Source organism: Trabulsiella odontotermitis (assembly GCF_001297775.1).
Taxonomy (GTDB): domain Bacteria; phylum Pseudomonadota; class Gammaproteobacteria; order Enterobacterales; family Enterobacteriaceae; genus Trabulsiella; species Trabulsiella odontotermitis.
The window spans coordinates 236,931-249,901 of sequence record NZ_LIFX01000012.1; the positions used below are offsets into that span (position 1 = coordinate 236,931).

Annotated in this window: 11 protein-coding genes; 5 read left to right on the plus strand and 6 right to left on the minus strand. The window is 48.4% G+C overall.

Translation table 11 applies throughout. The features are described from left to right. The first annotated feature begins 180 nt into the window (after window positions 1–180). The 3 genes from AOY23_RS17255 (at window position 181) to AOY23_RS17265 (ending at window position 4,278) form a co-directional block, all read left to right on the plus strand. Window positions 181–1,080: a helix-turn-helix transcriptional regulator gene (locus tag AOY23_RS17255; RefSeq protein ID WP_054180377.1), complete on the plus strand. Its 900-nt coding sequence runs from the start codon at window positions 181–183 to the stop codon at window positions 1,078–1,080. 188 nt (window positions 1,081–1,268) lie between these two features. After that, window positions 1,269–2,582 (plus strand): glycoside-pentoside-hexuronide (GPH):cation symporter, encoded by a 1,314-nt coding sequence (locus AOY23_RS17260; protein ID WP_054180376.1) that lies wholly within the window; start codon window positions 1,269–1,271, stop codon window positions 2,580–2,582. Window positions 2,583–2,631: 49 nt separating this feature from the next. After that, window positions 2,632–4,278 carry a glycoside hydrolase family 43 protein gene (locus AOY23_RS17265; RefSeq protein WP_072171043.1) on the plus strand — a complete coding sequence of 549 codons (1,647 nt, stop codon included), beginning with the start codon at window positions 2,632–2,634 and terminating at the stop codon, window positions 4,276–4,278. A gap of 65 nt (window positions 4,279–4,343) precedes the next feature. On the opposite strand, the gene AOY23_RS17270 is transcribed toward AOY23_RS17265, so the two are convergent. The 4 genes from AOY23_RS17270 to AOY23_RS17285 form a co-directional block, all read right to left on the minus strand. Next, entirely contained in the window at window positions 4,344–5,693 is a 1,350-nt protein-coding gene (locus AOY23_RS17270; RefSeq protein ID WP_054180375.1) for a GntP family permease, read from the minus strand. Window positions 5,694–5,796: 103 nt separating this feature from the next. Continuing rightward, the gene (locus AOY23_RS17275) at window positions 5,797–7,764 is read right to left on the minus strand and encodes a YjhG/YagF family D-xylonate dehydratase (RefSeq protein ID WP_054180374.1); all 1,968 of its coding nucleotides are present in this window, start codon (window positions 7,762–7,764) and stop codon (window positions 5,797–5,799) included. Between the two features lie 9 nt (window positions 7,765–7,773). Further along, entirely contained in the window at window positions 7,774–8,679 is a 906-nt protein-coding gene (locus AOY23_RS17280) for a dihydrodipicolinate synthase family protein (RefSeq protein ID WP_054180373.1), read from the minus strand. A 4-nt stretch (window positions 8,680–8,683) separates the two neighbouring features. After that, window positions 8,684–9,466, minus strand: a complete 783-nt coding sequence (locus AOY23_RS17285) for an IclR family transcriptional regulator (protein WP_054180372.1) — start codon at window positions 9,464–9,466, stop codon at window positions 8,684–8,686. Window positions 9,467–9,773: 307 nt separating this feature from the next. Between AOY23_RS17285 and AOY23_RS17290 the strand changes: the two genes are divergently transcribed. After that, window positions 9,774–10,436 (plus strand): HAD family hydrolase, encoded by a 663-nt coding sequence (locus tag AOY23_RS17290; protein WP_054180371.1) that lies wholly within the window; start codon window positions 9,774–9,776, stop codon window positions 10,434–10,436. Between the two features lie 167 nt (window positions 10,437–10,603). Next, a complete protein-coding gene (locus tag AOY23_RS17295) occupies window positions 10,604–11,248 on the plus strand; it encodes an acyl-homoserine-lactone synthase (RefSeq protein ID WP_054180370.1) in 645 nt (214 codons plus the stop codon). Here AOY23_RS17295 and AOY23_RS17300 read toward each other — a convergent pair whose 3' ends face one another. Together AOY23_RS17300 and AOY23_RS22905 are read right to left on the minus strand one after the other, a co-directional pair. Continuing rightward, complete coding sequence (locus tag AOY23_RS17300; protein ID WP_054180564.1) at window positions 11,249–11,965, minus strand: helix-turn-helix transcriptional regulator; 717 nt, start codon at window positions 11,963–11,965, stop codon at window positions 11,249–11,251. Window positions 11,966–12,447: 482 nt separating this feature from the next. Then, window positions 12,448–12,970 (minus strand): autotransporter outer membrane beta-barrel domain-containing protein (locus AOY23_RS22905; protein ID WP_418080600.1); only part of this gene is annotated, 523 nt, incomplete at its 5' end. Window position 12,971: the final 1 nt, after the last annotated feature.

Below are 12,971 nucleotides of genomic sequence, written 5' to 3' on the forward strand. Positions count from 1 at the left end.
ATTCAGGTGGCAAACGTGCTTATTAAAACCAGCGTGCGCTGAGTCCTGGCACTCGCGGCCTTGTCACTAACTCCACCTTCAGGTTAATCCTTTCCCGTCCCGGAAAAATACGTTTTACTCCGCGAGTAAACTATGATATCACACGTTAAATATGGGTGATTAATTTGTAAAATAAGCATCATGCCAACATTCAAAAATGTAGATTATTTTTTTGAAAAGCTGGAGACCCAGACCGGGCTTGATTTCATATTACGTGCCAGGGAAGGTGTGCCGGAAAAAGGGATGTATATAAAACCCCATGTTCATCTTGAACACGAAATTATGTGGTTTTATAAAGCCAGGGGCAGTTATAGCATTGGCAGGGAAAAATTTAACATCCAGAATAATACATTAATCTACGTCAGCCCATTAACGCTTCATGATATGGAACTGGAGTTCACCGGCGATCATGAGCGTTTTATTTTGCAGTATGATCACACCGTACTCAATAGTTTGCAATATCCAGTCCCGACGATGGAGCCGCATATTGGTATTGTTGCTTATCTGGAAGGGAAGGACGCTGACAGACTCCATTTTTTATTCCGCTGGTTTGCTGAGATCTATGAGACAGGGCATGCCGGGGATGAAATTAAGCCACTGATGATCCTGTTGCTTAACACCGTGCTTCAGCACGCGGCTGTCTCTGATAACGTGTCGGCGGAGACTGATCGCCAGTCCATCTTTGGCCTTATAATCAATTTTATCATTGAGATGGAAAAACGCACGTCGTTTAACATTAGCCTGAATGACGCAGCTGATTTTGTCGGGTTGTCACCGACTCATTTTTCAAGAGTATTTAAAAAAGTGATGCAGGTCAGTTTTAAGGAGTATCTGTTGAGGAAAAAAATCTCGCTGTCAATTCACCTGCTTCGCAATACCGATCTCAGCATCACCGACATTGCCTATAAATGTGAATTCACCGATGCCGCTTACTATTGCTATCAATTCAGAAGATTTATTGGTGTTACCCCGAAGAAATTCAGAGAGGGTAGCCTTACCTCAGAACAACTCAAAATGAACGAAACCTCCTCGCTGAAATAAACATGGTAGATCCCGTCAACATGATGATCTTGCTGAAAGTGTGATCGTCATACATCGCTCCGCGCAAAAAAATTATATAAACGACACGTTTACATACATTTTTTAGGGTGCGTTGTACTTATCTTTTATATTGAGGCCGGCCCCTCGTTCTTATGAACTCTTAATCCTCTTATGTAAAAGGTATTTTTATGAATAACCCAGGATTCAAAGAAAAGATCGGTTATGGATTAGGTGATGGGGCATCCAATATTATCTGGCAGACCATAATGCTGTTTATGGCCTACTTTTATACAGATGTGTATGGGTTAAGCGCGTTTCACATGGGAACCATGTTTCTCCTTGTGCGGGCTTTTGATGCTGTCGCAGATGTGTATATAGGCTATCTCGCTGATCATACGCAAACCAAGTATGGTCAGTTCAGACCGTATATTCTCTGGTTCTCCCTGCCTTTTGGCATTTTTGGTGCGTTAACTTTTTATACGCCTGATTTCGGGGAGACCGGTAAGATTATTTATGCTTATGTATCTTACACCGCGTTATCGATTTTTTACTCCCTCGTCAACGTCCCGTACTGCGCATTGATCAACAATATCTCTAATGATGCCAAAGAACGTGTATCAATGCAGTCTTATCGTTTTGCCTTTGCCGCGCTGGGGGGCATTATTGTTTCCGTCGTTGCGCTGCCACTAACGAAATTGCTGGGCGCAGGTGATCTGCAGAAAGGCTATTTTCTTGCCATGATTATCATGGGCGGGATCAGTACCATCATGTTTTTTCTTTGTTTTTCCATGACCAAAGAGCATTACACGAAAGAGGTGGATAAAAGTCGTAAGTTCCGGGGAATTTATGATGAACTGCTTATTGTGGTTAAAGATCATAACTGGCGTTGCATCTTCGCCCTTAACATTGCAAGTCTTATTGCAGGAATATTAAAAACGGGCGGCGCCATTTATTTTGTCAGCTACTACATGAAAAAGCCCGATCTGGTCAGTATGGTGCTGGTGATTATCCTGTGCACCCGATTTATCGGCGCCATGTCAACGACATTACTCTACAAGAATCTTGATCGCGTATTTGCTTATAAAGCATCGCTGGTGCTGCAGGCGATTATTCTGGTCGCCCTTTTTGCTGTCCCTTCCGAATACTCGCTGGCGATATGCGCCATTATCTGTTTAATACATTTTGTTGACTCCAGCTCCGCGCCCCTGCAATGGAGTTTACTCAGTGACATCATCGACAATGTCGAGAAAAAAGCGAATTTGTCGTTAAGTGGCCTGGTTTTCTCAACGAACCTTTTTGCTATCAAGATTGGTATTGCCGTCGGCGGTGCCATCATCGGTTGGCTGTTGACCTTCGGTGGTTATGTCGGCAATGCGGCAACGCAAACCGATCTCGCGACGCTGATTGTCAGGTTAATTTTCACCGTCATCCCTGCCGTTTTCGTTCTGATCATGTTCTTCATCATGAATCAATATCGAACCTGTGCACAGCAAACCCAGTGAAGCGCCCCCGTTATTACGCCACCAGTATGACTATTACAGGATGAGTTTTATGACCACAATCGTTAATCCCATTATCCCAGGATTTAATCCGGATCCTTCAATAATCAGAGTCGGTGATGCATGGTATCTGGCCACGTCGACCTTTGAATGGTTTCCAGGCGTCTGTCTGTATAAATCATATGATCTCAAACACTGGCGACTGATTTCCTGCCCGTTGAACCGGAAAAGTCAGTTGGATATGAGAGGAAATCCGGATTCAGGCGGGATCTATGCGCCGTGCCTGAGCTATGACGCGGGAACATTTTATCTCGTTTATACCGATGTAAAAAATGTGACCGGCCGTTTCTGGGACACAAATAACTACATCGTGACGACGGATAATATCGAAGGCGAATGGTCAGAACCGACGTATCTTAACAGCCGGGGAATTGATCCCTCTCTGTTCCATCACAGCGATGGCACGAAATGGCTGGTGAGTATGGAGATGAGCTACATGGATGGCGGGGAAGCCGGTTTCCCGAAATGGAACGGTATCATCATCCAGCAATATGACGAGCAGCAAAAGACCCTGATCGGAGAGTGCCGCAAAATCTACGCCGGAACTTCGCTGGGGATCACCGAAGGCCCGCATATTTATGAGCTCAACGGCTGGTACTATCTGCTGGTGGCGGAAGGCGGCACTTTTTATAATCACGGCGTCACGCTGGCACGTTCAAAACAGCTGTTCGGCCCTTATGAAACGGACCCCATCGGCCAAATGATGACATCCCGTTATGACTGTCGTCAGCCGTTACAGCGTGTCGGGCATGCCGATTTGTTTGAAAACGGTCTGGGGGAATGGTTTATCGTGCATTTATGCGGTCGACCGTTGCCCTCGAAAGGACGCAGTCCGATGGGGCGTGAAACCGCTATTCAACAGGTGTACTGGACCGATGATGGCTGGCTGCGGTTAATCAATAATAAAATCACACCGGATGTAAACGTCCGGACACGTCTGGAAGAGCGCCCATGGCCTGAACAACCTGCAAGGGATGATTTCGACAGTCCGGAAATACCGCTTCACTATCAGTCGTTACGCATTCCGTTAAGTGAGGCGATGTGTACGCTAAAAGAACGACACGGATGGCTGCGATTACGCGGGTATGAATCCCTGAGTTCGCGCCACTATCAGAGTCTGCTGGCGAGAAGACAAACCGATTTCACCTTCACTGCGCAAACCTGTGTGGATTTCAGCCCTCGTTCCTTCCAGCAAATGGCGGGTCTGGTCTGTTATTACGACACGACAAATTATATTTATTTAAATATCTCCTGTAATGAGCAGGGGGAAAGAACCGTCAATCTGATGATCAATGACCTTAATAAATTTTCATTGCCCACTGGGGAGGGAATACAGATACCCAGCGAAGGTCTTGTTTATCTCAGAGTCTGCGTCAAAGATGATGCCGCTAATTTCTACTATTCGCTGGATGAGGAAAAATGGTTCCCGGTCGGGGGGCATATCGAATACAGCAAACTCTCGGATGAGTATTTTAAAGAGAGAGGTATCGAACGCTTCACCGGCGCCTTTGTCGGCATGTGTTGCCAGGATTTCACCGGTGAACATATCTGCGCGGATTTCGATTACTTCGACTATTCAGCGACAGTTTCAGACCATGAACATTCTGCCCCTTTGACGCCGGGGAGTTTTAGCGCCTGATTTGACGTAGTGCAAAGATGAGCGGATAACACAGGCTGGCGTGAGCCAGCCTGAATGATGCGGAATTAAATCACCATGCTGGTCAGTAAAATAAAGATCAGCCCACAAATCGACAGCAGGGTAGACATCAGCGTCCAGGATAATAAGGTCTCTTTCGTCGTCAGCCCGAAGAAGTCTTTAATCATCCAGAAACTGGCATCGTTCACATGCGAACAAATGCATGAACCCGCGCCTGTAGCCAGGGTGATCAGCGCCAGATTGGTCGTCGGATGCGCCGCCAGAAGCGGGATCACCAGCCCTGCCGTCGAGATCGCCGCAACCGTTGCGGAACCCAGGCAAATCCTCAGGAACGCGGCCACACCCCACGCCATCAGAATCGGGTTAATATCCATGCCCGAAACCATCGTGGAAATAAACTGGCCGACACCGGAGTCGATCAACACCTGTTTGAACGCACCGCCACCGCCAATAATTAATAACAGGCCCGCGATCCCTGCAATCGCTTTACTGCACGAATCCATCAGTTCAGGGATGGTTTTTCCGCGCCCCACGCCCATGGTGTAAATGGCGAAAAGTAAAGAAATTAGCATCGCAATGGTGGAGTTGCCTAAAAACAGGAACACGTTATACAGCATGCCAGGTTCACCGGCATTCGCCGGGCGCGCCATCTGCATAATGGTCACCAGCGCCATTAATATCACCGGCAACATCGCTGTCAGGAAGCTGATACCGAAACCAGGCATTTCGCTTTCACTAAAGCTTTTGGTAGCACCAAGTGAGGCGATATTCCCTTCTTTTTTAAACGCATCCGGGATTAAACGCTGGCAGACTTTATTGAGCAATGGGCCACAGATAATAAACGTCGGAATACCTACCGCAATACCGTAAAGGAGAACGACACCGACGTCGGCACCATATTCTCTGGCAATAACGGTCGGGCCCGGATGCGGAGGCAGGAAACCATGCGCCACCAGTAAACCCGAGAGCATCGGTACGCACATATACATGGGCGAAATTTTGGCTTCACGCGCGATCGCAAATAAAATCGGTACCAGCAGAATCAAGCCGACTTCAAAAAACAGCGCGATCCCGACAATAAAAGCTGAACACACCACCGCCCAGTCCAGTTTTTTAGCGCCAAAATATTTCAGCATGGTCAGGGCAATACGCTGCGCGCCACCTGCATCGGCTAATAAGCGCCCCAGCATCACACCGAAGCCAAATATCAGGCCGATATGACCCAGTGTGCCACCCAACCCCGATTCAACAGAAGTAACTACTTTATCCAGTCTCATGCCACTGGCGATGGCGACGCCAATAGAGACGATAATTAAGGAAACAAAAGTGTTCAGTTTAATTCTTATAGTTAAAAGCAGGAGTACAGCGATACCTGCCACAACAATCAATAGCGGCATAATGTCCTCTCATTCTTCAGAAAATTATCCACCCTAATCCAGACTGAATGCGTATTATTGTTGCACTCAGTCTGAATTATTCAGGATAAAGGTGTTATTTATTTCAGGACTTTTTAATACATTGCTGTAAGGCCTGATTTATTTTGTTGACATCATATATACATCCCGCCCATGTGCCCCCACTGACCGCCTGGAGCGTGGCCCACAACCTTGTGTCATCTGGCAGGTCAGGGTCGGGCATTAAATCAGGATGTGTATCCCTGGTATTTAAAATAACGGTAGCCTCCTCTCGTGAGAGCGGTTTTTCATCGAGACTGGTTCCCAGGAAATTAACCTCACCCAGGAGTTGTTTGCAGTCAATGTTGATTTCAATAATATCGCCAGTGCGTAATTTACCAATAGCGCCGCCAGCAAGTGCTTCCGGGCCAACGTGACCAATACACGCACCTGTCGATACGCCAGAGAATCGGGCATCGGTGATTAATGAAACATGTTTGCCATACGACAGATGCTTCAGCGCGCTGGTCACCTGATAAGTTTCTTCCATCCCGGTACCGGATGGACCGGCACCCATAATAACCAGAATATCGCCCGCTTTAATTTTTTCGTGTTTGATATCGTAAATCGCCGCTTTCTCTGAAAGATAAACTTTTGCGGCGCCTTTGTGATAATAAATGCCCTCCGCATTAATCACTGACGCGTCAATGGCGGTTGATTTAATCACAGACCCTTCAGGCGCAATATTCCCGACAGGGAAGGTAATCGTCGAGGTTAAACCACGGGCGGATGCCTGCTGCGGCGACATAATAACGTCTTCCGGCTCAACGTGTTCTTGTTTACGCAGAAGATCTTTAAACATCTGCCGACGCTCAGAATGCTCCCACCAGTCGAGGTTTTCTTTCAGCGTATTGCCGGTCACGGTCATCACATCTTCATGCAACAAACCGAGATCACGCAGATGCAGCATGACTTCCGGGACACCGCCCGCCATGAACGCATTTACCGTCGGGTGATACACCGGGCCGTTGGGTAATACGCTGACCAGACGGGGCACCTGCTTGTTGATGCGGATCCAGTCATCGACGGTGGGCAGGTGGCAACCCGCCTGATGGGCAATGGCCGGGATATGCAGCAGCAGATTTGTCGATCCGCCAAAAGCGGCATGCACCATCATGGCATTCTCAATGGCTTTGTCCGTGAGGATATCTTTGGTCGTAATCCCTTTTTTGACCAGTTGTAACGCCGCACGCGCCGAGGCTCTGGCGATCTCTTTCCATACCGGTTCCCCGGAAGGGGCCAGCGCGGAATGCGGAATGGCCAATCCCAGACCTTCAGCCACCACTTGCGAGGTGCCTGCGGTGCCGAGGAACTGGCAACCGCCGCCAGACGATGCACACGCCTGGCATCCGGCGCGGCGAGCGGCCTGTAGCGATAACTCACCATTGGCAAAACGCGCGCCAATGGTCTGTACTTTGCCGTTATCCTCACCATGCTGTGCGGGCAGGGTGGCGCCGCCGGGGATGAGCACCGTGGCTTTATCATGCTGGGACGCCAGAGCCATCATGGTGGCGGGCAACCCTTTATCACAGGTGGCAACGCCGATCACCGCCCGGGCGTCCGGGAGAGAACGGATCAACCGGCGCATCACCATCGAGGCGTCGTTGCGATACGGTAAGGAATCAAACATGCCGTTTGTTCCCTGCGTGCGGCCATCGCACGGGTCAGAAACATACACGGCATACGGCAACGCTTTACTGGCGGTGATGGTTTCCGCCGCCGCTTTCATCTGGATATCCAGCTCGTAATGGCCCTGATGCAACGCCAGGGCGACAGGTTTGCCATCTGCACCACGCAACCCGCCCAGCGTGCTGAGTAGCAGAATACTGTCACGATCGAGTTCATCCGGCTTCCAGCCCATCCCCGCATTCATTGTCATACCGAAGATGTCACCGCTCGGTCGATTGATGAGCATCTCTGCGGTCAACGGGAGTTCACCTTCCGGGCCTGAGGCATGGGTTCTGACGCAATAAATATCGCGGTTATCGTCATCAAAAATATCATGAACAGACATATTGCCTCCTCAGGCGTTTACGATCCCTTGCGCGACGAGTAATGCACGGACTTTCTCTTTTGCCTCTTCTGAAGCTTCCAGTATCGGCGGCAGACAATAAGTCTCAATCGGAAGCCCGACGCATTGCATGGCATGTTTTATCAGCGAGACGAAAGGGGTTTCCAGCGCATAGATGGACGGCAGTTGCAGCAGTCGTTTATTAAGAGACGCCGCCCGTGCCAGATCGCCTTCCTGCCAGGCGTTGTAGATGCCAACAGAGAGTTCAGGGGCGAAATTCGCGCTGGCGGTAATGGCACCATCACCGCCCAGCAGCAGAGTATTCAGTAAATGGTCATCGTAGCCGCAGAAGACGGAGAATTCCGGGCGCACCGCTTTCACGGTATTGATCATCGCGCGCAGATGCCCGACGCTGTCGATCGTGTCTTTGATCCCGACAATATTTTCATTCTGCAGGACTAACCGTTTAACAATCTCCGGGCTGAGATCCTGGCCGGTAAGATCCGGGAAGTTATAAATGATGACAGGGAGTTCGACATGGCTGGCGATCTGGTGGTAATAATCGTCCAGGTTGCGGGATGCCACTTTCCAGTAATACGGGTTAATGGCGACAATACCGTCCGCACCGCAGGCCTGCGCGTGGCGCGCCAGTTTTACTGCTTCCTCGGTCGAGGGGGAACCCACGCCAATTAACACCGGGACGCGTCCGTCTACGACCGAGACCGCCGCTTCGGTAAATGCCATTCGCTGGCTGGCATTCATCTGGCTAAATTCGCCGCCGGTGCCTAAATAAAAAAGACCATCGACGCCTTTATTAATCAAAAAGTCGGCAACCTGTTTCATTGCCACTTTATCGATAGCACCGTTACGGTCGAAAGTGCTGGAGACCGGCGGAATAATCCCCCTGAATTTTTTCATTACATCAGTTTCCTTTTCTTAAAGATTCATTTCGGTACCCCAGCCCACTGGAAATTTGCCCGGCGCATTGCCTTAGCAGTTCAAGGTACTTGTCAACATTATTTCCTGAATACACTTCTGGATCCCCCGACAGGGAAATCGCATAGTTCACCCGGTGATACATATTAAAAACCGGCATACTTAAACAGACGGCGCCATGCGTGGATTCTTCATTATCAATGGCCCAGCCGCGTAAACGTGTTTTTTGTAACTCTTCCCTGAACGCTTTTTTGTCGGTAATCGTATTTTCCGTGTGTTTTTTCAGCGTCAGGACATCCATAAAATAATCGAGTTCATCCGGCGTCTTCCACGCCAGCAATGCCTTACCCAGCGCGGTAATGTGTAGCTCCAGCGTTTTACCGATCCAGCTTTTCCGTGTCGGCACAGAGTCGTGGCTTTCCACTTTATCGAGGTAGATAGCAGAATGACTCTCCATCGCCCCGAGATGGCATACCAGCCCACTTTTTAATGACAACTCATGCATTGGCCGTTTGGTGACTTCAAAAATGTTTTTCCGGTGTAGCGCCTGGCATCCGAGTTCATAATTTTTAATTCCCAGCGCGTACTGGTTATTTTCACTCTTAATTAAAAAGCCACATTCAATCATAACATTTAATAAATTTAACAAACTGCTTTTGGGATACTGGAATTCTCTGAGCAGTTCCATATAGCTCGCGACACCGACGTAAGCGATATGTGTCAGTATTTTTTCGGCACGGACTAATGAATTACACCCTCTGCTACTCATGGCGGCCTCGTGTTGAACTGGTATTGAGTTTATAAATATCGGAAGGGTGAAAATACCCTTAGTTCAACAGGCTGAACCATGTTATCGCCGAAAAGTGTGATCAGAGGCGTATTTCAGCAATGAAAGAGAGTCGGGCGGATTATTCGCAGGAAATGATATTTATGGATAATTTTCGGGTTTACTAAAAATCGAAAAAGCACCGCGTTAGTGAAAGATCATCTGAGTATTTTCATCATGTTATACTCTGCCATTCAGCCGTCATCTCTCTGTGTTATACCCGGAGCTCTCCCATTGTGATGGATGCGTTATGACTGACACTTTGTACCTCTTCGATTTAGACAACACCCTGATTGAGGGCGACAGCAGCACGTACTGGAGCGAATATCTGGTTCGCGAAGGCCTGGTCAACGATGCTGGCTATCTGCAACAGGAAGCGCAACTGATGGCCGACTATGCCGTCGGTAAAATGGACATTCATGCCTATGTGGCGCTGACGCTGGCACCGCTGGCGGCGATGACCAAAGAGGAGGTTGATCGGCGCGTCACGCAGTGGGTCACCGATACCATCATGCCCCGCGTGTACCCACAGGCGCGGGATCTGATCCAGACATTACGCGCTGAACAGCAGCAAATGATGATTATTTCCGCCTCGGTAAGCCTGCTGGTGAAACCCATCGCCCGCGCACTGGGTATCGATCACGCGACAGGGGTTGATGTTCGTATTGACGACGGTTATTACAGCAACGTGATTAGCGGTACGCCGAGCTACCAGCAGGGAAAGGTGACCCGTCTGAAGGCGTGGCTGGCGATGCATCCGCAGAGGAACGGCAGGATGGCGTTTTACACCGATTCCATCAATGACCTGCCGTTATGCCTTGTCGCTGACGAGGTGGTTCTGGTGAACCCCTGCCCACAATTACAGGCTCAGGGAGAGATTCACCAGTGGCCCGTGGTGAATTGGGCACGATGAATGAACAGGGGAGAGCAAATATTAAATATTGAATAAACTCTCCCGTCAGTTATTCCTTTTTACATGCCGCCAAAAAGAATTATTATTTCCGGGCTCCGGCATGCTATTGGTTAAGCTTCACTGATGTTACCGAATGTAATTTCAAATACATTTATACAGGTGACATTATGTTCAACGTTTATGTTGTTAATTTCTCATCGCTGAGTCATGAAAAGTCAGAAGAGTTTTTTATGTTAAGGAAGAATATTTTCAAAGATCGTCTGCAATGGGCTGTGAGTTGTTTTGATGGAAAAGAATACGATCAGTTTGATAATGAAAAGGCGGATTATTTATTCGGCGTTAAAAACGGAATGATAATCTGTGGAACACGGATTATAGATATGAAATACCATAATATGCTGGATGACACATTTTCAGTATTTTTTAATGACGTTAACATCCCGGAAGGGAATTTCCTTGAGTCCACACGTTTCTTTGTCGATAAAGACAGGGTAAGCGAATTTCTTGGAAAACGCTATCCGGTGACGCTGGTGCTGTTCCTGTCATTAATTAACTATGCGCGGCGTCATCATTATGACGGTATTCTGGCCGTGGCAAGTCATCCCATGATGCATATTATCAGGCGTTCCGGCTGGAATGTGACGGTACTGAAAACGGGAATGTCTGAAAAAGAGGAACCGGTTTATCTGCTGCTTGGACATACCGATCCGGCAAGTCAGACCGCATTAAAAGACAGAATACGCCGTCAGGATGACAGTCAGGACGAAAACAGTCTTAATGACTGGCCCCTGTCATTTGGCACTCAGTTATAATCATTCAACCGGTTTAATCAGCTGAAGCTCCGCGCCAAGACGTACAGCATGCCGGGCATTGGCGACTCCCATTTTTTTAACGATATTGGACATATGAAATTTCACCGTGCGCACGGTGATCCCAAGGATCATGCCGGTTTCCTGATAGGTTTTGCCCACGCTTGTCCAGTAAAGGATCTCATTTTCCCGGGAGGTAAACTGGCTCTGTTTTTCCGGCTTATCGGTGTTTTTCTCAGATAATGAGGTTAACGTCAGGTAGGTTTCGTGTACTGAGGCGAGTAAGAGGGAGATGTCTCCTTTATTCTGAATCAGTGTCTGCATAACTTCTGTTCTTGTTAATTCCGGCACAATAAACGATAGTGTCACAAGGTTATTATTATAATCATGAAGTACGAAGGTATATCCGTTAATCAATCCAAACTGACTGGCCTGGTTGAACAATTTGGCGAAATTATAATCTGAATGCGCCATCAGTTTTTCATCCCAGGGGAAGGGCGTTAATTTGTTCAGCGCGGTGATGACTACCGGGTCCGTATACTGCAGTCCTTTTTCCCTGTAATGGGTGACCCACTCATCCGGATAATTTGTGACACCGAAGATACATGACATATCCTTTTTAGAGAGAACCACATACGCCCAGGTTAATTCACCTAAAGTGTTCAGCGTGGCTTCAAGCTGACTTCGTATAACAATTTCTACATTTTTTTCTCTTTCCATTAACATTTCGATCTCCATGCCAGCACGAACGGCGTTTGACATAAATATAACACATCCTGGAGAGCATGCTCCCTGCCGCCATTTACTTCTGTTAATTAGGGTACAGGTCGAAGGTACAGCAAATGAACTGTACCTACAGACAGATGTTTTTTTCGAAATTTCGCACTATTATCAGTAATTAATGAACTGCAAAGCACTTATTACAATAAAAAAAACCCGAACATCAGTTTACAGATAGTTCGGGCGGCCAGCGGCCAAACACCAGGGAATATTACTCCACTAATAATCATACAAAAGTACAGACGGCACAACATAATTTGTTGTGCCTTTTTTTATATCTGTCAGCCTGCGATAGTTTAATATTATTTATTAGTGATCATGGTGAATGATATTGCTATTTGCTGAACCATATATTTACTGAGATAAAGAAGCCGGAGATCCCGGCTTCTTTGTCACTTCAGGTCAAAACGGGCGATGGTCACTTACCAGCTGTATTTCACCCCCAGCATGCCCTGGGTGTTGCTGTAGCCTTTATCACCCATCTGCACCCCTACGTTGCCCCACACGCTCAGGCGGTCGTTCAGCTTGCCTTCCACCCCGGTGCGGATTTCGCCCAGGTTGCGCGCGCCGTCACGGCTGACCCGGGTGCCGTCCATCTTCACGCCAAAGGCTTCGGTGTTGTGGATCCAGTTCACTTCCACGAACGGCTGGAACTCACGCTGTTTACCGTCATCCATTTTGTGGTGACTGTTCAGGTACGTTCTCACCCCGAGACGGGTCTGGATGTTGCCGTCGCCTTCCGTTTCGATACGGGTGCCGTCGTTCCGGGTGTGTGCGTCATCCTTCACGCCCATCCAGGTGACCTGCGCCTGTGGCTGGATATACCAGGTGTTGAGCGTGCCCTGGCTGCCGGTGAACTCTCCGGCTTTCAGGGTGTAACCGGCTTCCAGAGAGGCGGTCAGCCCTTTTGAGTGATAGCTGTCGCTCTCACGGTGTTCCGATTCCN